Annotated in this window: 21 protein-coding genes and 1 other RNA gene; 10 read left to right on the forward strand and 12 right to left on the reverse strand. The window is 42.3% G+C overall.

Annotation, left to right across the window (positions count from 1 at the left end):
* Positions 1–1,039: 1,039 nt before the first annotated feature.
* On the forward strand, positions 1,040–1,414 hold the full coding sequence (locus tag Q0064_RS12105; RefSeq protein ID WP_298148476.1) for a DoxX family membrane protein: 375 nt from the start codon (positions 1,040–1,042) through the stop codon (positions 1,412–1,414).
* A 3-nt stretch (positions 1,415–1,417) separates the two neighbouring features.
* Entirely contained in the window at positions 1,418–1,924 is a 507-nt protein-coding gene (locus Q0064_RS12110; protein ID WP_298148477.1) for a hypothetical protein, read from the forward strand.
* Between the two features lie 62 nt (positions 1,925–1,986).
* Here Q0064_RS12110 and Q0064_RS12115 read toward each other — a convergent pair whose 3' ends face one another.
* Entirely contained in the window at positions 1,987–2,370 is a 384-nt protein-coding gene (locus Q0064_RS12115) for a RidA family protein (RefSeq protein ID WP_298148478.1), read from the reverse strand.
* A 215-nt stretch (positions 2,371–2,585) separates the two neighbouring features.
* On the reverse strand, positions 2,586–5,243 hold the full coding sequence (locus Q0064_RS12120) for a putative LPS assembly protein LptD (RefSeq protein WP_298148479.1): 2,658 nt from the start codon (positions 5,241–5,243) through the stop codon (positions 2,586–2,588).
* Between the two features lie 131 nt (positions 5,244–5,374).
* Between Q0064_RS12120 and Q0064_RS12125 the strand changes: the two genes are divergently transcribed.
* From Q0064_RS12125 to Q0064_RS12155, 7 genes are all read left to right on the forward strand, one after another.
* Positions 5,375–6,529 carry an N-acetylmuramoyl-L-alanine amidase gene (locus tag Q0064_RS12125; RefSeq protein WP_298148480.1) on the forward strand — a complete coding sequence of 385 codons (1,155 nt, stop codon included), beginning with the start codon at positions 5,375–5,377 and terminating at the stop codon, positions 6,527–6,529.
* Between the two features lie 41 nt (positions 6,530–6,570).
* Complete coding sequence (locus Q0064_RS12130; RefSeq protein ID WP_298148481.1) at positions 6,571–7,530, forward strand: MlaD family protein; 960 nt, start codon at positions 6,571–6,573, stop codon at positions 7,528–7,530.
* Positions 7,531–7,535: 5 nt separating this feature from the next.
* A complete protein-coding gene (locus Q0064_RS12135) occupies positions 7,536–8,855 on the forward strand; it encodes a (Fe-S)-binding protein (protein WP_298148482.1) in 1,320 nt (439 codons plus the stop codon).
* Between the two features lie 186 nt (positions 8,856–9,041).
* Positions 9,042–9,488, forward strand: coding sequence for a phosphoheptose isomerase (locus Q0064_RS12140; RefSeq protein ID WP_298148483.1), 447 nt, complete (start codon positions 9,042–9,044; stop codon positions 9,486–9,488).
* Between the two features lie 12 nt (positions 9,489–9,500).
* Complete coding sequence (locus Q0064_RS12145) at positions 9,501–10,292, forward strand: (Fe-S)-binding protein (protein ID WP_298148484.1); 792 nt, start codon at positions 9,501–9,503, stop codon at positions 10,290–10,292.
* Positions 10,293–10,294: 2 nt separating this feature from the next.
* Positions 10,295–10,777, forward strand: coding sequence for an ABC transporter ATPase (locus tag Q0064_RS12150; RefSeq protein WP_298148485.1), 483 nt, complete (start codon positions 10,295–10,297; stop codon positions 10,775–10,777).
* A gap of 1 nt (position 10,778) precedes the next feature.
* Positions 10,779–13,796, forward strand: a complete 3,018-nt coding sequence (locus Q0064_RS12155) for a glycoside hydrolase family 3 N-terminal domain-containing protein (protein WP_298148486.1) — start codon at positions 10,779–10,781, stop codon at positions 13,794–13,796.
* Positions 13,797–13,798: 2 nt separating this feature from the next.
* Here the strand turns inward: Q0064_RS12155 and hisIE are convergent, their stop codons facing one another.
* The 8 genes from hisIE to hisG are packed head-to-tail and all read right to left on the reverse strand — an operon-like array spanning position 13,799 to position 20,674.
* A complete protein-coding gene (gene hisIE, locus Q0064_RS12160) occupies positions 13,799–14,386 on the reverse strand; it encodes a bifunctional phosphoribosyl-AMP cyclohydrolase/phosphoribosyl-ATP diphosphatase HisIE (protein WP_298148487.1) in 588 nt (195 codons plus the stop codon).
* A complete protein-coding gene (hisF, locus tag Q0064_RS12165) occupies positions 14,383–15,135 on the reverse strand; it encodes an imidazole glycerol phosphate synthase subunit HisF (protein ID WP_298148488.1) in 753 nt (250 codons plus the stop codon). The genes hisIE and hisF overlap by 4 nt, the downstream gene beginning before the upstream one ends.
* The gene (gene hisA / locus Q0064_RS12170; protein ID WP_298148489.1) at positions 15,129–15,842 is read right to left on the reverse strand and encodes a 1-(5-phosphoribosyl)-5-[(5-phosphoribosylamino)methylideneamino]imidazole-4-carboxamide isomerase; all 714 of its coding nucleotides are present in this window, start codon (positions 15,840–15,842) and stop codon (positions 15,129–15,131) included. The genes hisF and hisA overlap by 7 nt, the downstream gene beginning before the upstream one ends.
* A complete protein-coding gene (gene hisH / locus Q0064_RS12175) occupies positions 15,839–16,420 on the reverse strand; it encodes an imidazole glycerol phosphate synthase subunit HisH (RefSeq protein WP_298148490.1) in 582 nt (193 codons plus the stop codon). The genes hisA and hisH overlap by 4 nt, the downstream gene beginning before the upstream one ends.
* A complete protein-coding gene (gene hisB / locus Q0064_RS12180; protein ID WP_298148491.1) occupies positions 16,417–17,505 on the reverse strand; it encodes a bifunctional histidinol-phosphatase/imidazoleglycerol-phosphate dehydratase HisB in 1,089 nt (362 codons plus the stop codon). The genes hisH and hisB overlap by 4 nt, the downstream gene beginning before the upstream one ends.
* Positions 17,502–18,515: a histidinol-phosphate transaminase gene (gene hisC, locus Q0064_RS12185; protein ID WP_298148492.1), complete on the reverse strand. Its 1,014-nt coding sequence runs from the start codon at positions 18,513–18,515 to the stop codon at positions 17,502–17,504. The genes hisB and hisC overlap by 4 nt, the downstream gene beginning before the upstream one ends.
* Entirely contained in the window at positions 18,512–19,807 is a 1,296-nt protein-coding gene (gene hisD, locus Q0064_RS12190; protein ID WP_298148493.1) for a histidinol dehydrogenase, read from the reverse strand. The genes hisC and hisD overlap by 4 nt, the downstream gene beginning before the upstream one ends.
* Positions 19,808–19,816: 9 nt before the next feature.
* Positions 19,817–20,674, reverse strand: a complete 858-nt coding sequence (hisG, locus tag Q0064_RS12195; RefSeq protein ID WP_298148494.1) for an ATP phosphoribosyltransferase — start codon at positions 20,672–20,674, stop codon at positions 19,817–19,819.
* Between the two features lie 568 nt (positions 20,675–21,242).
* On the opposite strand from hisG, the gene rnpB reads away from it, so the two are divergent.
* An RNA gene (gene rnpB / locus Q0064_RS12200) (RNase P RNA component class A) lies at positions 21,243–21,569 on the forward strand.
* 13 nt (positions 21,570–21,582) lie between these two features.
* Here the strand turns inward: rnpB and Q0064_RS12205 are convergent.
* Together Q0064_RS12205 and Q0064_RS12210 are read right to left on the reverse strand one after the other, a co-directional pair.
* A complete protein-coding gene (locus Q0064_RS12205; RefSeq protein WP_298148495.1) occupies positions 21,583–22,131 on the reverse strand; it encodes an RsmD family RNA methyltransferase in 549 nt (182 codons plus the stop codon).
* Positions 22,128–22,916, reverse strand: coding sequence for a DUF3822 family protein (locus Q0064_RS12210; RefSeq protein ID WP_298148496.1), 789 nt, complete (start codon positions 22,914–22,916; stop codon positions 22,128–22,130). The genes Q0064_RS12205 and Q0064_RS12210 overlap by 4 nt, the downstream gene beginning before the upstream one ends.
* Positions 22,917–22,959: the final 43 nt, after the last annotated feature.

A 22,959-nucleotide genomic window follows, 5' to 3' on the forward strand; every position in this document is an offset into this window, starting at 1 on the left:
AAATCGTTTCGGATAAATTCCGTACTGTCAGATAAGTGGTAGTTGACGACGGTTTTCTACGGTTCACCACAAGCAGCCAAAAACGGCCACAACCGACCACAAACCAAGGCAGACTGCGGTTTTCTACAACGAATCGCCGTCGATACTGGTTCATTCCCACGCTTGAAAACCCAAATATTCACCTCGCGTTTTCGCTACCGAAATTTTCCTCAAAATTTACGGAAAACCCGTAAAATCGTTTCGGATAAATTCCGTACTGTCAGATAAGTGGTAGTTGACGACGGTTTTCTACGGTTCACCACAAGCAGCCACAACACATTACGTCGAGCCACAACCTGAGGAACACCGCGGTTCTCTACAACGAAGTGTAGTCGTCACTCCTTGAAAAGCCAGATAACTAGCACGCAAGGAAGGTTTTCTACCGTTCTAAACAACTCAGCAGCAGAGATCACAATCAGCCAGAAGCAATCGCAACACCCACAACCGACCACAAACCAAGGCAGACTGCGGTTTTCTACAACGAATCGCCGTCGACAATGGTTCATTCCCACGCTTGAAAACCCAAATATCCACCTCGCGTTTTCGCTACCGAAATTTTCCTCAAAATTTACGGAAAACCCGTAAAATCGTTTCGGTTAAATTCCGTATTGTCAGATAAGTGGTAGCTGACGACGGTTTTCTACGGTTCACCACAAGCAGCCACAAACGTCCACAACCGACCACAAAACAAGGCAGACTGCGGTTCTCTAAATCGAATCGCCGTCGACACTGGTTCATTCCCGCGCTTGAAAACTCAAATTTCCACCTCGCGTTTTCATTGCCGAAATTTTCCTCAAAATTTACGGAAAACCCGTAACCTAGTTCTCAAGCGTTTCGTAATTTAGTAAGCGTTAAAAACGCTAAACAGGTATTCTTAATTAAGAAAAATAAGCCAATAAGAATATCCCGTGAATTTGGCATTACTTTTTTTATTTTTTTACAATAATGAGATGTATTCTTAATCGATAATCACTACGTTAGCATTCAGAAAATAATAACCATGAAAAAAATCACAACACTTGCAGCAGCTTGGATTTTAGGTCTCATGTTCTTGAACGGCGGCTTAAACAAATTCTTAGAATACATGCCCATGCCCGAACAAATGAATCCTGAAATGCAAAAGGATTTTGCCGCATTTGTCGAAATTTCTTGGTTGATGCCCTTAGTCGGTATCGGCGAAATTCTCGGCGGTCTTTTACTTCTTTTTCCTCGTTTTCGAGCCTTAGGTGCAATCGTTTCGTTTCCAATTTTGATCGGAATCAATGCCTTTTGCGCAAGCGTTGAACCAAGCGGATTAGCACTCGCGATACCGCTTTTACTTATGGATCTTTACATTTTAATCACCGACCGCGAGAAAATCAAACCGCTTTTTTAAACTATGAGACACCTTTTTTCTTTTAAAACACTTTTTGCAGTCGGTTTTCTTTTCCTGACGCAATTCAGCAACGCGCAACTTGTTTTGGCTGAAAACGAAGAAGCTATTTTACGTTTCAAAGCAAAAACCGGCGAAGAAATTATACTTCTTAAAGATAAAACCGATTACTATTTACAGTTTCGATTTGTAAATCCACTAGAAGATAAAATTGAATTTCCTAAACCAAAACCTAACAGTTGGAAACAATTTAAATATTCCCATAGAATAGCTTTCCTAAACAACGGAAAACAAGTTGATGTTGAGTTGGTCCGATTTAAAATTGGTGACGACCAGTACGTCATTTACGAACAACACGATCGCGGTTCGGGATCAACTTCCGCGGGTTTGAAAATTTCAAATAGCAGTACAAACCAAATAAAGCTTTATTCAGCTATTTCGACTACTATTCAAGGCGATTTGAGTCGCGTTATCGAAGGTAATAATATCGAAGTAGTCGAACATTTAGATTAGTTTTTCCTCTTTAATAATCCGCTAAGTGATGTCGAATACTTTGACCGTGTTTAAAAAAGAAATTATTCTTTAAACGCAATCATCGATATTTCGACATCTACGCCCTTTGGTAATCCTTGCACAGCTACAGTTTCTCGAGCAGGCGCTACCGATTCGTCGAAGTACTTTTCGTAAACCGAATTCACCGTAGCAAAATCGTTCATGTCCGTTAAGAAAATACTCGTTTTTATTACATCCGAAAATTGAAAACCAGCCGCTTCTAAAACCGCGCGTAAGTTCTCCATGACCTGTTCTGTTTGCTCGGCCACATTCTTTAACTTTAAATGTCCTGTAGTTGGATCGATAGCAATCTGCCCACTCGTATATAATTGATTTCCAAATTGTACGGCTTGGTTGTACGGTCCAATAGGTGCAGGTGCATGAGCTGTGTAAATGATTTTTTTCATAATTCTAAAAGTACGATTTTTTTGCAGTAAGAACTAAAAAGCTGCGGTCGACTAAAAATCATTGTCGGAACGCTTAAGATGAACAACTTCCCAACTAAACACAAGAATTGCTGCCTACTTCGTAAGATTACTCCATCCCAAAACAAATCTATTTTGTAATCAACTAGTTATCTATTTTCTGACCGCAATTTTTAAATCGAACTCAGGTTTATAAATTAACGTCGTCCGCCGTCGGGTAAACTCTGACGTTCCCACTTAATATCACTCAACATACCGCTCTTGATACCGATAAAGAACCCCCATGATTTGTATACATCAATCGGAACCCAAGTAAAATCCATTCGCCAACTTAATAAATCCCGTTCAAATCGAAGTTGTGTATACGTAATACCGTTTTGAACAAAATCATAACCTGTTGATGCACCAATTTTCCACTTCGGCGTTAATGTTAAGTTTCCAGAAGCCATTATACTATTGCCCGTGATTTCGCTTTGCCTTCTATCGTTAGAATACGTAAGCGAATAGGCCAAAGTTAAATCCCACGGTATGTCGGCGGCGTATAATTCCAAAGGTTTGGTATCTTCATCATCTTCATCAAACTGCGATTTCCGTCGATCCCCAAAATCCGTTGCAGTTCCAAATAAATCGTCTTCCCGACCGCCGTTTCGCTGGTTTTCTTCGCCCGCAGCATTGTTTTTCTTATTCCCGAAATTACTGTCAAACGAATAGTTCATAGTAACGTTAGCGCTAGTAAGTCGGAATAAAGAACCGCCATTATCAATGTTAAAGGTGTTAATACGTCGCCCAGCAGCATTTACGGCATACGGATCAAAAGTTGCAGCTAAGTTAACGTTCATCTTCTCTTTAAATAGCAAGGTACTTCCACTAACGCGCATAGGCGACCAACGCAGCGAATCAGCACTTATATCATAACCCGTTTGAAAATTTAAATTGTTGAGCAACATTATTTTCTTGTACTCCGTTTTAGTAGAATCTTTGTCAGTTACTTTCGCCTCAAAAGTGTTCGATAACTGAAAGCCAAGCACATTACTGTAATTTCTTTGAGGCGCACCGTAGATTCCCTCTTCAAATCGCGTGTATTCTTTACGCATGTTACCGCTAGCGTCGGTTGCATACGTGTCGTAATACCGGTCGAAACTCGGTGTGTAATTGTACGATACTGCTGGACGCATCACATGTCGAATTGCTTTAACCTTTCCCTTGTCTCCAAAATCGTAAGTTCCGTAAATTGTAGTTCCAAGTCCAGTACTGAAATTATAGGTTCTAAACGAATCGAATCCACCTACCTCGCGATCAACTACTTGATTCAATTCAGAATCAAATTTTCGGTTTATCGTTTTGATGTACCAAACTTCATTATAATTAACATTAAAAGGTACACTAAAATACTTGAACAATTTAATGTTGGTATTTATTGGAATACTATGTCGCATTCCCGCCTGCGCATTCCGGAACATCTCAGGTTTGAAAAACAATGAATCGGTAGTAGTTATTCGATTTTCACCAAGAACATTGTATTGGAAGTTTATATTTTGAAAAAATCCTTTCTTGATTCCTTCTTTCGGAGCGAACGGAAAAACGCGGTCCATACTGGCATTGAACGTTGGCAAAGTCATGTTTATAACTTGCGACTGCGTATTCTGCGAATGCGTTGCCGATAAAGTGATGTTTACCTGAGGTTCCCAATTAAACGTTTTAGAATAGGATACCGACGACGCTAACGTATTATTTAAACGAGATGCAGCCGCCAATTGATTAAATGAACTTTGGAAAAACTGCGAGCTTCCCAAATTCACCGAAGCTGAAAATCGAGAATTCGGATTGGATTTTCCGTCTTGCGCATGACTCCACTGTATGTTGTATAGCGTTGTTCTACTGTAATCTGGGAAACCTCGCTCGCTAAACACTTGGTTTTCATACCTGAAATTTAAAGTTCCTCGAAATTTATAGCGCAAAGCATAATTTGTCTCGGCTCGAATTCCATAACTGCCGTTCGTGAAATAATCGCCAGTCAACTTCAAATCCAAATAATCGCTGATGGCAAAATAGTAACCTCCATTTTGTAAAGAATAGCCGCGATTGTTTGTGTCGTTAAAAGTAGGAATCAACACACCCGACTGACTTTTAGTAGTCATTGGAAAAAAGGCAAAAGGCAAGGCAATAGGCGTCGGAACGTCGGCAATGTACATATTCGTAAACCCTACGACTACTTTCTTTTTAGGAACAAATTTTGCCTTTCGTGCCAAAAAGTAATATTCCGGATTGTCGATATCTTCCGAGGTGGTAAACTTCGTTCTCGATAAAAAGTACACCGAGTCGTTTTCGCGTTTAGCTATTTCAGAAATAAAATTAAGTTCTCCCTGTTGCGAACGCGAATTGTAAATAATTACTTTTTTAGTTTTCGTATTGAAACGGATCGAATCGGGTTCAACCACATTTGCACCTTGTTTTAAGACAGGCCGCTGCGTTAATGTACCTGTAGAATCTTTAATTCTTCCCGCCGAAACTTCATTGGTTTCGTAATTCATTACAATTATTCCTGCGGTAAGTTCCACGTCTTGGTAGTACAATTCAGCTTGGTCGTACAGCGTTAACTGCTTTGTTTTCTGATTCATCCGCTCGTAACCTTTTGCCTTACGGCGAACGATGTCTTCTAAGACGGGTTTCTTAGGTTCAACACTACCTTTCTTTGATGTATCGACGGTTGTGGTCGGTAGTGATTCTGTCAGAGTATTCTTTTGGGTACGTGAAACGTTAAGTGATTTTGCAGGCAATTCCTGCGCCTGAACTTTTCCGCAACAGATTGTTAAAAACGTTGCTAAAAAAACGATATGAAGTAAGTTTGAACGCAAATGTATTAATACTACTTTTGTGAAAAGTGGCGCACTTTTTGGTGGGTCAAACTTACATATAATTTTTCAGCTATATAAGCCGGAAGTAATTTTAACGAAGCATTTAAATCCACAAAAAACAAGCCTGAAAGATGAACTTCAAACGCAAATCTTTACAATTCATTTCATTAAGTATACTTTTTTTTACGCAAGTCGTTTCAGCTCAGTCAAATACATTTAAAGTAGCTCTCGATGCAGGTCACGGTGGTAAAGACTTTGGCGCCTCGTATCACGGATACTTAGAGAAACGAATCGCCCTAGAAGTAGTGCTTCGCGTTGGTAAAATTTTAGAAAAACAGCCCGATATCGACGTGGTTTATACTCGTAAAACCGACGTTTTTATCGAACTTATCGAACGTGCAAACATCGCCAATCGCGCCGACGCCAACATTTTCGTATCGATACACTGCAACGCAAACGCGAACCTCTCTGCCGATGGAACCGAAACCTATGTTATGGGTCCGGGTAAAAACGCGAGCAACCTCGAAGCGGCAAAACGCGAAAATGCCGTAATCACCATGGAGAAAGACTATAAAATTAAATACGAGGGATTTGATCCGAATTCTCCAGAAAAAATGATCGGGATGACCATGCTCCAAGAAGAGTACATGGACAACAGTATCGCTCTAGCCAGTAAAATCCAAAATAACTTTACCGATATGCTCGGCCGGAAGAGTCGTGGCGTAAAACAAGCCTTATTTATGGTTTTACATAAAGCGTATATGCCTCGCGTACTTATCGAAATGGGTTTTATCTCTAATGCAAAAGAAGGAGCTTTTCTGAATTCAGACGAAGGACAAGATAAAATGGCAGAGGCAATCGCAAAAGCCATCATTAGTTACAAAAAGGAATATTTTGGTGGGGAAGGGCAAATTTCCGAAAAGCCGTCGGAAAAATTAGCTCCTGAAGATCGCGTAGCACCCGCAAAACCCGTAACAGAAACTCCTCGAAATCAAGAACCACAACAGCAAACCAATCCCGTAGATTCGGGCATTGTCTTCAAAGTACAAATCAGTGCCAGCGGCAAAAAATTGGAACCAACGCCAGCAAATTTTAAAGGATTAACCGACATCAGTGTAGCAACCGATAACGGTACCCTCTACAAATACATGTATGGAAATACTTCCGATTACGCCAAAGCGAAAGAACTCCTCGCAACAGCAAAATCAAAAGGCTACGATTCAGCGTACATCATTGCTTTCAAAGACGGAAAAAAAATCAGTGTACAAGAAGCGATTAAGCAATAAGCTTCTATAATTTAGTTTAAATTTGCGCAAAAACTTGCACCTTGAAACTAAGCAGAGAGCTCAAAACCGCCATACTCGTCGTTTCATCCATTCTCTTATTCATTTGGGGATATAATTTCCTCAAAGGGAGCGACTTATTTGATTCATCTAAAATCGTTTACGTTAAATATAAAAACGTCGAGGGTCTTTTGCCGTCGGCAGCAGTAACCATTAATGGTCTCGCCGTAGGAAAGGTACAATCCATTACTCTCGATCCGAAAGACGCTTCATTACTCGTTGAGTTAAAAATCACAGGCGATTTCCCTATCTCCAAGTCCTCCAAAGCAAATCTGTACGAGCCCGGATTAATCGGTGGCAAACAAGTACAAATCATTCCAAACCTGCAAGACACCAACCTGATCGAAAACGGAACCTATTTGCAAGGTGAAGTAATCTCGGGAATCACTGCACAAGTGACCGAAACATTAAAACCGCTGCAAGAAAAAATTTCGACGATACTTTCGTCGGTTAACGTATTACTCAACGGAATCAACAATACACTCGATACCAAAACACAAAATCATCTCAAAAATTCAATTGCCGAACTTGAGAAAACAATGGCCGAATTCAAGTCGCTCGCTGCAAATGCAAACGACTTAATCGCCGACAACAAAGGAAAACTAAATAGCACCATCGCTAATTTTGATAAAACTTCCGGAAACTTCGCTAAAATATCCGATTCGTTAGCCAAAGTAAATATTGGACAAACGGTCAAAAAGCTAGAATCAACGCTTGCTAGCATGGATAAAATTATCGCCGATCTCCAAAGCGGAAAAGGTACCGCCGGAAAAATCCTGAAAGACGAAGCCATGTACAACAACTTCAATAAAACAGCGAAAGAATTGGAGTTACTCTTGCAAGATTTACGCCTAAATCCAACGCGCTACATCAACGTATCGCTCTTTGGAAAAAAGAATAAACCATACAAAGCGCCCGAAACTAACGCCGAACCAAAACCTTAAAACAGATGCAATACATTGATAACATACTGTTTCTTATTGTCCTAGCTCTTGGAATTGCCTTCTTTGCAAAAAGTGCCAAGAAAATCATTCGCAATATCAAACTCGGTCAAGAAGTTGATCGCAGCGACCGCAGTTCCGAACGTTGGAAAAATATGGCGCTCATCGCACTCGGTCAAAAGAAAATGATCACCAGACCAATCAGCGGATTGCTACACATCATCGTGTACGTTGGTTTTGTAATAATCAATATCGAAGTTCTCGAAATTATAATCGACGGCCTTTTCGGGACACACCGCATTTTCAGTTTCTTAGGAACAACGTACAATGTGCTAATCGCCTCATTCGAAATTCTGGCCTTGCTCGTTCTCGTGGCTGTCTTTGCCTTTTTCGCCAGACGAAACATCATTAAACTAAAACGCTTCATCCACAACGACTTGACCGGCTGGCCTAAATCAGACGCGAATTATATTTTGTATTTTGAAGTTGTGCTGATGTCGCTCTTTTTAATAATGAATGCAGCCGATCGTCATCTGCAACTTATTGGGTACACGCACTATCCCGAAGCCGGCGCTTTTCCCGTTTCGTCGTTCCTATTGCCCATTTTCGAAGGCATGAGTCCAGGCGTGGTGGCATTAGTAGAGCGCGCTGCTTGGTGGTTACACATCATCGGAATCTTGATTTTCCTTAACTATCTGTATTTCAGTAAGCATTTACATATTTTACTCGCATTTCCAAATACGTACTTTGCTGACTTAGACGCGAAAGGGAAGTTTACTAATCTGGAATCGGTTACACGTGAAGTGAAATTGATGCTCGATCCAAACGCCGATCCTTATGCGGCAGCTCCAGCCGACGCTCCAGCAACGAAATTTGGCGCCGCCGACGTAACCGATCTCAACCGCGTACAATTGCTTAATGCCTACACGTGTACCGAATGCGGACGCTGTACTTCGGCTTGTCCGGCAAATCAAACGGGTAAAAAATTATCTCCAAGACGCATCATGATGGCCACGCGCGATCGCATGGTAGAGTTGGGTGATGAAATAGATAAGAACAACGGACAAATGCCGCAAAGCACCAAAACCTTGCTAAACGACTACATAACGCCTGAGGAGTTATGGGCTTGTACGTCGTGTAACGCCTGTGTCGAGGAATGTCCAGTAAATATAAATCCGCTTTCAATTATTCTCGATTTGCGCCGCTTCCTCGTAATGGAACAAAGCGCCGCACCTATGTCGCTTAACGCTATGATGAGCAACATCGAAAATAACGGAGCACCATGGCAATACAGCCAGCAAGATCGATTGAATTGGAAAAATGAATAAGGATTTGGGCATTCCCACCCTCCGTACCTCCGGGCGGTCGGGCTTTCCGTTCCAATCTGCCTTTTGTCAAAGGCAGGATTTCCACTGCAATCCCTAATGCGGGCACCAATACCAAAAAACGGATCTTATATGTGAGCGTAAGGCTGTTTTTAATCTGATTAACAACAAATTAAAAACAAAACGAAAATGAAACTTGAAGATGTAGAAAAACAACTTATCGGCGCAACGGAAAACGGCAAAACCATCAGCCCAATCCTACCTGAAGGCATCAAGAATTACTTGATTGATATCGACGGCACTGTTTGCGACGATATTCCAAACGAAGAGCCTGAACGCATGCTAACCGCAGCAGTATATCCAGATGCACTAGCAACATTAAATAAGTGGTACGATGAAGGACACATCATTTTCTTCTTCACCTCACGCACCGAAGCCCACCGCGAGTACACGGAAATATGGCTTAAAAAACACGGTTTCAAATACCACGGCATGGTTATGGGTAAACCACGGGGCGGAAATTACCACTGGATCGATAATCACTTGGTGAAAGCAACTCGTTACCGAGGTAAATTCACCGATTTAATTGAAAAAGAAGTCACCATCCAAGTTTTCGACGATGGTAAACACGAATAAAAACTTATAACTATGGCAGAGCAACTTTCAGTTCCAACAATGGCAGAAATGCTAGCAACCGGCGAACAACCCGAAGTTCTTTTTTGGGTTGGCTGCGCAGGTAGTTTCGACGATCGAGCCAAAAAAATCACGAAAGCCCTCGTGAAAATTCTCAATAAAGCACAAGTAAAATTTGCCGTGCTCGGAACCGAAGAAAGTTGCACCGGCGATCCCGCAAAACGTGCCGGAAACGAATTCGTATTCCAAATGCAAGCCATGATGAATATCGAAGTGCTAAACGCATACGAAGCGAAAAAAATCGTTACGGCTTGCCCGCACTGCTTCAATACACTAAAAAACGAGTATCCAGAACTCGGCGGAAACTACGAAGTCATTCACCACACCGAATTCTTAAAATCGTTGCTCGATTCCGGCCGACTCACCATTCAAGGAGGTCAGTTTAAAGGAAAGCGAATCACTTTCCACGATCCGTGCTACCTCGGTCGTGCCAACAACATCTATGAAGCTCCGCGCGAGTTAATGGAAAAACTCGATGTGGCACTTGTTGAAATGAAACGCTCAAAAGCAAACGGACTCTGCTGTGGCGCCGGTGGTGCACAAATGTTTAAAGACGCAGAGCCGGGAAATAAAGAAGTAAACATCCTCAGAACCGAAGACGCGCTCGAAACGCAACCCGATATCATAGCCGCTGCTTGCCCGTTTTGTAACACTATGATGACCGACGGTGTGAAAAACAAAGAAAAAGAAGCCAGCGTAAAAGTGATGGACATTGCCGAATTGATCGCTAATGCAGAAGACTTATAAAAATGTACGTACCTTTTGAAGAATTACCCGAAGAGTCGCGCGTTTGGATTTACCAAAGCAACCGACGCTTACAACCTGAAGAACTAAGCCAAATTGAAACCGCTCTGCAACAATTTGTTGAAAATTGGGCAGCACACGGAAAACCATTGCAAGCTTCTTTTGAAATTCGCTACGACCGGTTTATCGTTCTAGCTGTTGATCAGGAGTTTAATGCTGCAACGGGCTGTTCGATTGATGTATCCGTACATTTCATACAAGAATTGGAGAAACAATTCAATATCGTTTTGCTCGATAAAATGAATGTAACATATCGTCTGGGAGACCATATCGCACATAAGTCATTGATCGATTTTAAAAAAATGGTCAAAGATCGCGCCGTATCGCCTCATACGATCGTTTTCAATAATTTGGTAAACACCATCGAGGAATATCAAAACGACTGGGAAGTTGAAGCCTCGCAAAGCTGGCACAGCAGGTTTTTTTAATATGAAGATATCTGCTCGTTTTCAACTCGGTGTCGTCTTAGTATCAATCGCTTTAGGAATCGCGGCCTGTAAATCTGCGGAAGCAAAAAAAGCCGAGCAACATCGTGCCGAAGAGCTTTCCCATGCCAAGAGTCACCATAATCCAATCGATTCGTTGCCTCCCGTTTCGTTCGCTTGGATGAAGGAATCTAATGCAGAAAAACGTTGGGTCGACAGCGTGTACAACAACATGAACCTGACCGAACGAATCGGGCAACTATTCATGGTGGCGGCCTATTCCAACAAAGACAGCGTGCACGTAAATTCGGTTAAGAAACTCATTCGCGATTATAAAATTGGTGGTCTGATTTTCTTTCAAGGCGGTCCGATGCGTCAAGCAAAACTGACCAACCAATATCAAGCACTTTCGAAACTTCCTTTGTTTATTGGTATCGATGCCGAGTGGGGACTAAACATGCGTCTCGATTCTACGTTCAAGTTTCCCTTTAACATGACATTGGGTGCCGTTCGCAACAAAAAGTTATTGGAAAGCATGGGAATTCAAATGGCAAAAGAAAGCAAACGTTTAGGCGTGCATTTCAATTTTGCTCCAGTTCTCGATGTGAATACCAATCCCAAAAATCCGATTATTGGTTTCCGTTCCTTCGGCGAAAGCAAAGAAAACGTGACCCAATCGGCATTAGCGTTGATGACTGGCATTCAAGAAAGCGGAATTTACGCCACTGGAAAACACTTTCCAGGCCACGGAGATACCGGGACCGACTCGCATTATGCGCTTCCGGTAATTCCTTTTTCAAAAGAACGAATCGATAGTTTGGAACTCTATCCATATAAAAAGTTGTTTAAAAACGGACTCTCATCGGTAATGGTGGCGCACCTAAACGTTCCCGCTATCGAACCGCAGGCAGATATTCCGTCTTCCGTTTCTAAAAACATCATTTCCGATTTACTTATCGATGAAATGAAATTCGAAGGATTAATTTTTACCGATGCGTTAAATATGAAAGCGGCTTCGGGGACACGTCCGGCCGGAAAAATTAATCTTGAAGCGCTGCTGGCGGGCAACGACGTTTTGCTATTTCCCGAAAACATTCCGCTCGGAATTGAACTCATTTGCATGGCGTATCAAGACGGTGTTTTAACCGAAGAACGCCTCAGTAAATCTGTGAAGAAAATTCTGCAACACAAATACAGAATTGGTTTAAACAAGTACCAACCCATTGCCGAGCAAAACCTAATCGCAGATATCAATCCGCCGCAAAACAAAATTCTTCAACAGCAATTGTTTGAAAATGCCGTTACGGTTGTTCAGAATCAAAACGAGATCCTGCCAATTCAAAAACTCGAAAACGAGCGTATTGCGTACATAAAACTCGGCGACGACCAGAATGCAGCGTTTTTGGAGTCACTTAAAAATTACGCAGATATTACCGAAGTTGCTGTCACATCACTCGATTCTATCGAAAGTCAGTTTGCCGAATTTTCAAAAGTAATTGTAGGTTTTCACAAGTCGGATCGCGCCTGGAAATCGCAATCGTTTACCGACAATGAAATTCAAATTCTCGATCGCTTAACGCAGAAAAAGCCCGTAATTCTTGACGTTTTTGTGCGTCCGTATTCGTTAATGCCAGTTTCTTTTCTAAATCGTTTTGCAGCGATTATCGTTTCGTACCAAAATGCCGAGGTTGCACAACGTGTCAGTGCCGACGTCATTTTCGGAACCACTACCGCCGCCGGACGTTTACCTGTAAGCATTAACGCAAATTATCCAGCCGGATTTGGAATCGATACAAAAGCAGTAAACCGACTCGGATTTTCGCTTCCAGAACTGCAAAAAATGAGTTCCGAAAAGTTGAAAGCAATCGATAACATTATAGAAACGGCTATTGCAAAGAAAACAACGCCGGGTGCACAAATTCTTGTAGCACGAAACGGTAAAGTTGTTTATCAAAAATCCTTCGGAAAATTTACCTACGACGCTACGGCACCAAAGGTAACCAACGCTGCTGTTTACGATTTGGCTTCGCTTACCAAAATCTTAGCACCTTTGCCGTTATTGATGCAAAACTACGAGCAGCACAAGTTTACCTTAGACACCAATCTGGGAACACTTTTGACGTATTTGCAAACATCTGATAAAAAAGATATTACGGTAAAGCAATGGCTTTCGCATCAAGCCGGTTTCGAAGCGTGGACACCGTTTTACAAACAAACGCTCTTGGCAAACGGAATGATCAATCCGACTTATTACTCAAAAATAGCCAATCAAACATTTAATACGCGTGTGAGCGACAGTTTGTACATCATTGGTACGTACCGCGATTCGATTCTTCAGAAAATTAAAAATTCGAAACTCGTACCAAATCAAGGTTATAAGTACAGCGATTACACCTTTATTTTGGCGCAGAAATATCTGGAAGACCAATTGCATGCTTCTTTGGATATCAGCGCATATACGCATTTTTACAAAAAAATCGGTGCCGGTACTTTAACGTATAATCCGACGCAACGGTTTGATTTACATGACCTTGTACCAACAGAAATTGATACCTATTTCCGCAGAGATACCATTCAAGGTTTTGTGCACGATATGGCTGCTGCGATGCAGGGTGGAGTAGGAGGACATGCTGGCCTTTTTGGAAATGCGCTTGATGTTGCCAAAATGATGCAACTCTTTTTGCAAAAAGGAAATTATGCAGGCGAACAATATTTTAGTTCTGCTACCTTCGATACCTTCAATACACGTTATTTCGAAACTTTGGGAAGCCGACGTGGCTTGGGATTCGACAAGCCGCAATTGCCGGGAACTTCTGGCCCAACGTGTGGTTGTGTGTCTGCAGAAAGTTTCGGACACACCGGTTTTACGGGCACTATTGCTTGGGCCGATCCGAAAACGCAATTGGTTTATGTGTTTTTATCCAATCGAACGTTTCCCGACAGCAATGCGCCTAATGCCTTATCGCAACAAAACGTTCGCGAACAAATTCAAAAAGCCATTCAAGACGCCATTCTCGAGTAATTTTATCGCGATCTACTTTTTAATACTTCTTCTACTGCTGCCAACGACGTGTCTTTCGCGCGAAGCAAAATCAGAACATGATACAACAAATCGGCGGCTTCGTTTAAAAACAATTCGCGATTGTTGTCTTTTGCCTCGATAACCAACTCCACAGCTTCTTCACCTACTTTTTGAGCCACTTTATTGATGCCTTTTTCCACTAATTTTTTAGTATAAGAATTTTCGTCGGAACCTGTAATTCGTTCAGAAATGGTTGCTTCTAAGTCGTATAAAAACGACTGTTGGAAACTGCCTTTGAAACAAGAATCCGTTCCCGTGTGGCAAGTCGGACCTTCTGGAATTACCAATATCAATAGAGCATCATTGTCGCAATCTTCAGAAATCGATACTACATTTAGGAAGTTGCCCGACGTTTCACCTTTCGTCCACAAACGCTGTTTTGATCGGCTGAAAAACGTCACTTTCTTTGTTTCGCAGGTTTTTTTGTAGGCTTCACGATTCATATAACCAAGCATCAAAACGCTGCCATTTTGGTAGTTTTGGACGATAGCTGGAACGAGTCCGTTTTCTTTATCGAAATCTATTTTCATCGAATAGGAATGTTTAGTGTTTTTAAATACGATTTTACTTCGGAAATGCTAACTGCACTTTCGTGGAAGATACCCGCTGCTAAAGCTGCCGATACATTGGTTTGCTGAAAAACATCAGCGAAGTGCTCTTTTGTACCCGCTCCGCCCGAAGCAATTACAGGAATGTTTACCGCATTAGCTACTTGTTTTAGAATCGGAATGGCAAATCCGTTTCGCGAACCGTCGTGGTTCATAGATGTGAGTAAAAGATCGCCCGCACCTAGATTAAATGCTCGTTTCGCCCAATCGACCGTGCTGAGTGGCATTTCGGTTTTGCCTGCGTTTACAAAGACTTTCCATTGGTCTTGTACCAGTTTGGTGTCGATAGCAACAACAACGCATTGACTCCCAAAAGCTTCTGCGATTTCAGAGATTAACTCAGGTCGTTTTACCGCTGCGGAGTTCAAACTTATTTTATCAGCGCCCGCACGAATAACCGCTTCGGCATCGGCTAGAGAATTGATTCCGCCGCCAACAGTAAAGGGAATACGAATTTTCGATGCCATTTGCTCAACGAGTTTCACCAAGGTTTGTCGCTTTTCCAATGTAGCGGTTATGTCGAGAAATACGAGTTCGTCGGCGCCTTCGTCGGAGTACCGCTTGGCCAATTCTAGCGGATCGCCGGCGTCTTTGATGTTCTGAAATTGTACGCCTTTTACAGTTCGACCGTCTTTTATGTCTAAACACGGAATGATTCGTTTTTTTAACATAAGGTAGCCAGTTCAGTTAGGGTTATTTTATTTTCATACAAGGCTTTACCGATAATTGCCGCGTCGCAACCCAATTTTCTGAGTTGTTGCAAATCGTTTATCGAGCTTACGCCTCCGCTCGCCACTAGTTTTACAGGAACCGATTTCAGTATTTCTTGATATAAATCGAACGACGGTCCTGCTAACATGCCGTCTTTATCGATATCGGTACAAACCACATACTGAATTCCTTTTTCGACATGGGTTTTGATGAAAGCCACAACATCTTCATCCGATTTCTCTTGCCATCCTTGAACTGCAATTTTTCGATTTTGGGCATCGGCGCCAAGAATGATTTTCGAACTACCGTATCTATCCAACCACGAGGCAAATAGTTCCGGCTTTTTAACGGCAATGCTTCCTGCCGTAATTTGTGCCGCACCGCTCGAAAATGCAATTTCTACATCGGTTGTCGATTTAATGCCGCCGCCAAAATCTATTTTTAGTTGCGTTTTCGTAGCTAGTAATTCTAAGGTTTCATAGTTGACAATTCCGTTTGATTTTGCACCGTCTAAATCCACTAAATGCAAGTATTCAATGCCGTTGGCTTCAAATTCTTTGGCTACTTCTAAAGGGTTTTCTCGATATATTTTTTGTGTGGAATAATCGCCTTTTGTTAATCGAACGCATTTTCCTTCGATGATATCTATGGCAGGTATAATTCTCATAATTTCAAGAAGTTATTTAATATTTGGAGTCCGATTCCTGCCGATTTTTCTGGATGAAATTGTGTGGCATAGAAGTTATCTTTTTGCATAACCGCGCTGAATGGCAAGATGTAATTGCAGGTAGCAACAGTATCTGAAGTGGGTTCGCAATAGTAAGAATGCACGAAGTAAACGTCGTCGTAGGGGGTAAGTCCTTCTAAAAGAGCAGTTTCCTTTACAGGAGTAATCGTATTCCAACCCATGTGTGGAACGATACCGTTTGCCGGGAAGCGATTTACTTTTGCATTGAAAATTCCTAGTCCCGTCGTACTTCCTTCCTCAGAATGCGCACACAGCAGTTGCTGCCCTAGGCAAATTCCTAAAACCGGTTGTTGAAGTTTTTGAATGCAGTTATCTAATCCGTATGTTTTTAGATACAGCATGGCCGATTGTGCGGCACCTACACCGGGAAAAATGACTTTTTCGGCGGCTCGGATTTTCTGTTGATCTGAAGTGATTTCACAATCAAATCCCAAGCTTTCCACGGCGTTTTTCACCGAAGTAGCGTTGCCAGCGTTGTATTGAATTATTGCGATCATAAGGTTCCTTTTGTACTTGGAATTGAAAATTGATTGTTTTTTGTTGCTGCCATTTTGAGGCATTTTCCAAAAGCTTTGAAGAGCGATTCGATTTTGTGGTGCTCATTTTTTCCTTTGGCTTTGATGTTGATGTTGCATTTCGCCTGATCGGAAAAAGATTTAAAAAAGTGCTCAAACATTTCCGTTGGCATATCGCCCACTTTCTCTCTTTTGAATTTAGCCTTCCAAACCAACCACGGACGTCCTCCGAAATCAAGGGCTAGCTGCGCCAAGCAATCGTCCATAGGTAAGACAAAACCGTAACGCTCGATGCCGATTTTACTGCCTAGCGCTTCGAAAAAAGCTTGTCCTAATGTCAAGGCCACGTCTTCAATTGTGTGGTGTTCGTCGATATGCAAATCACCGCGTACGGAAATAGCTAAGTCGAAACTTCCGTGTTTAGCGATTTGCTCCAGCAAGTGATCGAAAAAACCAAGACCAGTATTTATGTTCGCTTTTCCAGAGCCGTCTAAGTTTAGTGTAATAGCAATGTCTGTTTCTTTGGTTTTTCGTGTAACTGTTGCGGTTCGTGGTTGCGATTTTAAGTACTTATAGATCGTTGCCCATGCTGTTGTGGCGAGATCGGCGTTTGTTGCTGTTTCGCCAAGGAAAATCGACTTGCAACCCAGATTTTTTGCCAACTGCACGTCGGTTTCTCGATCGCCAATTACAAATGAATTTGCCAAGTCGTAATTACCTTTAATGTAGTGTGTAAGCAAGGCAGTTCCGGGTTTGCGAGTAGGTAGATTTTCGTTTTCAAAAGACTTATCAATGAGAATTTCGTTAAAAACAATACCTTCATTTTCAAATGCTTGCAACATTTTATTGTGAGCTGGCCAGAAATCGGATTCTGGAAACGAAGCCGTACCTAAACCGTCTTGATTGGTAACCATTACCAAGTCGTAATCGAGTTCTTTTGCGATTTTCCCCAAGTATTGAAACACATACGGATAGAATTCGAGTTTTTCCAAACTGTCCACCTGAAAATCGGTTTTTGGTTCTATAATTAACGTGCCGTCGCGGTCGATGAAGAGTACTTTTTTCATGCTTGGATGCTTTTTAAGATGTTGATTAACAAATCGTTTTCCTGTTTTGTGCCTACTGTAATTCGCAGGCAATTTTCTACTATGTTGTGTCGGTTACGAACTACGATTCCGCGGTTAATCAGTTGATTGTAAATAGCCGTTGCGTTGGTTGTTTTAAGGAAGAGGAAGTTGGCGTCGGATGTAAAGACTTTTTCAATTACAGACACCGCAGCAAGTTCGTTTTCTAGGCGTTTGCGTTCAGATACGATTTCAGCGATTTGCTGCATTACTTTTCCGTTGTCGGAAAGTGCTTCCAGAGCAGCTGCAACATTTAACGAGCTACAGTTGTAGGGCGGTTTTATTTTATTGAGTAAATCGATTATTTCTGCGGATGCGTACGCCACTCCGATTCGCGCCGCAGCAAGTCCGTAGGCTTTACTGAAGGTTTGCGAAACGATCACATTAGGATACTGATTTACTTTTGCGACCCACGATTCGTTGGTGCTAAATTCGCAGTACGCTTCGTCGATGAATACGATTCCCGAGTAGGCACGAACGATTTCGGCTATATTTTTTAGTGTATTGCCCGTGGGATTATTCGGTGAGCACAAAAACAATATTTTGGATTGTTGTTCCAGAATTTTCGATACATCTAATTCAAAATCAACGGTTAACGGAATTCGATTTACTCGGATGTTATTGATGGCTGCCGAAACCTCGTACATACCGTATGTGGGCGGACAAATCGTAACGGCATCGGCTCCCGCTGCGCAAAACAGCCGGATCGTTAAATCAATAATTTCGTCGCTGCCGTTTCCGATGAAAAGCTGCTCGGGCGTTGTATTTTTAAGTTCAGAAAGTTTGGATTTTAGTGCTGTTTGCAACGGATCGGGATAGCGATTTAAAGCACCAAACGGATTTTCGTTTGCATCTAAAAACACTTTCGCTGTGCCTGAGTATTCAGAACGTGCGCTACTGTATGGTTGTAAATTAAGCAAGTGCGGGTTTGCTAATTGTTGAATGCTTTTCATGAATTCGAATTTTTTACTTTTTGAAGACGCAGCGTTACGGCATTTTTGTGTGCTTGCAAGCCTTCGGCGTCGGCCAAGATTTCGATGGTTGGTCCCAGATTTTTGATTCCTTGCGCATCGATTTCCTGAAAGGTAATTTTTTTGATAAAGCTGTCTAGCGAGACGCCGCTGTACTGACGTGCGTAGCCGTTGGTAGGCAAGGTGTGATTGGTTCCGCTGGCGTAATCTCCGGCGCTTTCGCAACTGTAACGACCCAAGAAAACAGAACCGGCATTTTGAATTAAACCTCGGTATTCGGCTGCATTTTCTAATGCGAGAATTAAATGTTCGGGTGCGAAAACATTGCTAAACGCGAAACAAGTATCTAAATCTTCGAATAGAATGGCCTTACTGTTTGCAAGCGCTTCGGCTGCTACTGCTGCACGCGGCAATTCTTGCAATTGTTTTTGAATTTGAAGGATTGATTGCTCAATAATTTTGGAACTATTGGATAACAAGATTACCTGACTATCAGTTCCGTGTTCGGCTTGAGAAAGTAAATCGGCTGCAGTAAATTCGGGATTAGCGAACTCGTCGGCTATGATTAAAACTTCGCTGGGTCCGGCGGGCATATCGATGGCCACACCGAATTGTAACGCCAGTTGTTTTGCTGCTGTTACGTATTGGTTTCCGGGTCCGAAAATTTTCATCACTGCGGGAATGCTTTCGGTTCCGGACGTTAGTGCTGCAACAGCTTGTGCACCGCCTGCAGCAAACACTTTTGTGATACCAACGCGATCGGCTGCATAACGAATTGCAGGATGAATTTTCCCTTCTGCATCGGGTGGCGTGCACAGAACAATTTCGGCACAACCAGCCAATTTTGCTGGAATTCCCAACATGAGCACGGTCGAAAACAAAGGCGCGGTTCCGCCGGGAATGTAGATACCTACACGCTGTATGGGTCGGCTTTCGCGCCAGCAACGCACGCCTGTAGTTGTTTCTACTATCTCAGGAACTTCGCGTTGCGATTCGTGAAATTTGTAAATGGCATTTTTCGCAACTTCAATAGCAGTGCGCAGTTCAGTGTCGATTTCAAACTCCGAAGCATCGATTTCTGCTTGGGAAACGGCTAATGTCGTAAGTTTCGCTTGGTCGAACTTTTCCGTGTATTCGAGCACGGCTGCATCGCCGCGGTTTTGCACGTCGGTAAAAATGGCACGTACGTTGGCATCGAGATTTTCTGTGGGTAGAGTAGGGCGTTTGCTGAGTTCGGCCCACGTATTTTTTGAAGGATTTACAAATTGTATCATAGCAGATTTTTAAAGAACCATTTTTTCGATAGGAATTACGAGTATGCCTTGTGCACCTAAATTTTTGAGTTGATCGATGATTTCCCAAAACTCCGATTCGCGAACAACGGCATGCAAACTGCTCCAGCCGGGTTCTGCCAAGGGTAAAATAGTTGGCGATTTCATTCCGGGTAAGATTTTACTTATTTCGGTTACGGCCTTGTTTGGCGCATTTAGCAAAATGTACTTGTTCTCTTTTGCACTGCGAACGGCACGAATGCGAAATAGCAACTGATCTAAAATGCGTTGCTTTTCCTCGGAAAGTTCTTGGGTGGCAATCATTACAGCCTGACTTTTAGCAACAACTTCAACTTCTTTCAAGCCGTTCATTAGCAAGGTGCTGCCGGTGCTTACGATATCGAAAATGGCTTCGGCGAGTCCGATTCCTGGAGCAATTTCTACGCTGCCGCTAATTTCTTCGATGGTTGCTGTAATGCCGTTTTCACGGAAAAATTCGGTTAAGATTTTGGGATAACTTGTAGCGATCCGTTTTCCTTGGAAGTACGAAATGCCGTTATAGGATTCGTCTTTGGGAATGGCGAGCGACATGCGGCATGCGGCAAAGCCCAAATTTTCGATTACTTGTACGTCTTTGCCGCGTTCGCTGACTTCATTTTGACCGAGGATTCCGATATCGGCAACGCCTTGTTCGACGTATTGAGGAATATCATCGTCGCGCAGAAACAGTATTTCGATGGGGAAATTGGCAACATCGGCTTTGAGTTTGCGGGCGCCGTTCGAGATTTTAATACCGCATTCTTCGAGCAGATTGAGCGATTTTTCGGTAAGACGGCCGCTTTTTTGGACCGCAATTTTTAGTTTACTCATGGTTTAGAAAATGTGTCTGAGTAAACGTGCGGAAAAACAAAAAACCCGTCGGATACTCAGACGGGTTTGAAAGATATTTCGTTTAAAATTTGCATATCAGTATCACCTCGCCTGTAAGCCAGTAAGATGATGTAGATGTACAAATTGATTTTTCATGTTGTTGTAAAATTCTGCCGTAAATGTAGAAGCTTTATTCGATGCATGATTGTTAAATTTTAATTAATGTGTTGTTAAAGCGATTCGTAGAGCTTGTAATGTATTGAAAAAAAAATTTTTACGAGTACGATTGTTGGTAACGATTGCCTGCGTTAGCGGTTGACGCGGAAACCCCACAGCGCTGAGGCCCAAACAAAAACAGGAGGGAAAGGGCGACCACAGGAAGCCTGTTACCGACTTGTTTTTGTGGGCGTTAGCGCGAGGAGTTGCAGCAAAAACGCGACCTGCCGCAGCCGTAAATTTGTTTAAGGCGGTTTGAAACGTTTGGCACGGCAGGGAACGCCCAAGTAGTAAATACATTATTTCTTGATGGAATTCTCGAGGAAAATGCGTTAGTAGGCTTATCTTTGCGCCCGCAGACCGCCTTATCGCTCTTGTTTAGGCAGGGGAGGAAAGTCCGGACACCACAGAGAAGCATAGCGGGTAACGCCCGTCGCTCGAGCAATCGGGAAGGACAAGTGCAACAGAAAGGATGTACAGGTTAAGCTGTAGTGAAATCAGGTAAACTCTATGCGGTGAAATTTCAAGTATATCAGCTTTCGCGCAAGCGATAAAGGTTTCTCGCCTGAGGCTGAAGGGTAGAAAGCTAGAATTGTCGGGTAACCGCCAATCCAGATAAATGATAAGGCTTCTTCCGTTTGGAGGTTGACAGAATCCGGCTTATAGGTCTGCTTTTTTTAATTTTTCCTCAGCTATTCTACTTCTAGATTTTCGAAAAAACTAAAGACAGAACCTCCGTAGGCACGCTTTTCCACAAAATTGGGATGCGCATCTAACTTGGTGTGCTTGCTGTGCTCGATAATGAGACAGCCTTCGGATTCTAGCGATTGTTTTTCAAAAACCAAATCGACAATAGTTAGAAATTGTTTTTCGGAGAAATCGTACGGTGGATCGGCAAAAATTAAGTCGTACGCCGTTTTGTTTGCTTCTAAGAATTTGTACACATCGGATTTTACGACGCTTAAATCCATTTCAAATCCGGCGCTGGTTGCTTTGATGAATTTTACGCAGTTGAAATCGGCATCGACAGCGGTAATTTCTTGGCTGCCGCGCGAGGCAAATTCGTAGGAAATATTGCCGGTTCCTGAAAACAAATCGAGTACGCGTAACTGACTGAAATGGTAGCGGTTATTCAAAACATTGAAAAGCGCTTCTTTACTCATATCGGTTGTTGGGCGCACCGGTAAATTTTTTGGCGCTTGGATTCGCCGACCTTTAAAAGTTCCGGAAACGATTCTCATAGATTTAAAATAGGAAAAAAGGTGCGTGCTTCGAGTGGTGAAAGGTTTTGCGATGCGGTATCAACTTGAGCTACTTCGATGTTTCGAATGTACTGATACGCTAATTGATAAAAGGGCGAATCTTCTGAAATTGAGCCAAATAGCTGCAAATGAAATTGTTCAGGATCTAATTCCAACTGTTCGGCGGTAAAGAGCAGATAATAAACAAAATCTGCCGGTTTCATTATTTCAAACGTGTTGTTAAACAGCAAGTTACTTCCTTGAAAAACGTATAATGAAAACAAATTTTTATCGACATAGGCCAAAGCCAATTTGTCGGTTCGTTGAGCTGCAATTTTCTGGAACTGCTTGCATAAGCTTGTTTCGAAATGATGGTATTCGAAGGTATCGAACTGGTCGAGCAGAAAATTATTAATGTGCACGTACGGAACAAAGACGTTTTTTACGCCGAGTTCTGGTATCTCATCGATATCGAATGAATCGGTTTCGAAAAGTTTTGTCGCAAATTGTAGGTACAATTCGGGCTGACCTTCGTCGTACAATTCGTTGGGAACAAATGTAGCGTAGGCATTTTTATGGAAAACAACTACTTTTTCGTAGCTGCGCGTTAATTCTGGATACTTCAAAAACGCTTCCCAGTATTGTTCTTCGGTGGTTTTTCGGAAGTCGGCTACTGGAAATTCGACTTGTGTAGGCGCATGAAACAAGTTGTTGTCGGGATTTGACACTAGAAATGAAAATCCGTTTAAGCCTACAATTAAGTTCAGTTGGTTACCTTGCGTCATGGTTAATAAGCAGTTGCGCAAACTTACGATTTTTCGTGCAGCG

This window comes from Flavobacterium sp., assembly GCF_027490375.1.
Lineage (GTDB): Bacteria > Bacteroidota > Bacteroidia > Flavobacteriales > Flavobacteriaceae > Flavobacterium.

Excerpts from the sequence above, each read along its gene's own strand:
- hisIE (WP_298148487.1), bottom strand. The coding sequence starts at position 14,386 with ATGAAAATAGATTTCGATAAAGAAAACGGACTCGTTCCAGCTATCGTC.
- hisA (WP_298148489.1), bottom strand. The coding sequence starts at position 15,842 with ATGAGAATTATACCTGCCATAGATATCATCGAAGGAAAATGCGTTCGA.
- hisG (WP_298148494.1), bottom strand. The coding sequence starts at position 20,674 with ATGAGTAAACTAAAAATTGCGGTCCAAAAAAGCGGCCGTCTTACCGAA.
- Q0064_RS12110 (WP_298148477.1), top strand. The coding sequence starts at position 1,418 with ATGAGACACCTTTTTTCTTTTAAAACACTTTTTGCAGTCGGTTTTCTT.
- hisD (WP_298148493.1), bottom strand. The coding sequence starts at position 19,807 with ATGATACAATTTGTAAATCCTTCAAAAAATACGTGGGCCGAACTCAGC.
- Q0064_RS12150 (WP_298148485.1), top strand. The coding sequence starts at position 10,295 with ATGTACGTACCTTTTGAAGAATTACCCGAAGAGTCGCGCGTTTGGATT.
- Q0064_RS12155 (WP_298148486.1), top strand. The coding sequence starts at position 10,779 with ATGAAGATATCTGCTCGTTTTCAACTCGGTGTCGTCTTAGTATCAATC.
- Q0064_RS12125 (WP_298148480.1), top strand. The coding sequence starts at position 5,375 with ATGAACTTCAAACGCAAATCTTTACAATTCATTTCATTAAGTATACTT.
- hisC (WP_298148492.1), bottom strand. The coding sequence starts at position 18,515 with ATGAAAAGCATTCAACAATTAGCAAACCCGCACTTGCTTAATTTACAA.
- Q0064_RS12105 (WP_298148476.1), top strand. The coding sequence starts at position 1,040 with ATGAAAAAAATCACAACACTTGCAGCAGCTTGGATTTTAGGTCTCATG.
- Q0064_RS12145 (WP_298148484.1), top strand. The coding sequence starts at position 9,501 with ATGGCAGAGCAACTTTCAGTTCCAACAATGGCAGAAATGCTAGCAACC.
- Q0064_RS12135 (WP_298148482.1), top strand. The coding sequence starts at position 7,536 with ATGCAATACATTGATAACATACTGTTTCTTATTGTCCTAGCTCTTGGA.
- hisH (WP_298148490.1), bottom strand. The coding sequence starts at position 16,420 with ATGATCGCAATAATTCAATACAACGCTGGCAACGCTACTTCGGTGAAA.
- Q0064_RS12205 (WP_298148495.1), bottom strand. The coding sequence starts at position 22,131 with ATGAGAATCGTTTCCGGAACTTTTAAAGGTCGGCGAATCCAAGCGCCA.
- Q0064_RS12115 (WP_298148478.1), bottom strand. The coding sequence starts at position 2,370 with ATGAAAAAAATCATTTACACAGCTCATGCACCTGCACCTATTGGACCG.
- Q0064_RS12210 (WP_298148496.1), bottom strand. The coding sequence starts at position 22,916 with ATGACGCAAGGTAACCAACTGAACTTAATTGTAGGCTTAAACGGATTT.
- Q0064_RS12140 (WP_298148483.1), top strand. The coding sequence starts at position 9,042 with ATGAAACTTGAAGATGTAGAAAAACAACTTATCGGCGCAACGGAAAAC.
- hisF (WP_298148488.1), bottom strand. The coding sequence starts at position 15,135 with ATGTTAAAAAAACGAATCATTCCGTGTTTAGACATAAAAGACGGTCGA.
- hisB (WP_298148491.1), bottom strand. The coding sequence starts at position 17,505 with ATGAAAAAAGTACTCTTCATCGACCGCGACGGCACGTTAATTATAGAA.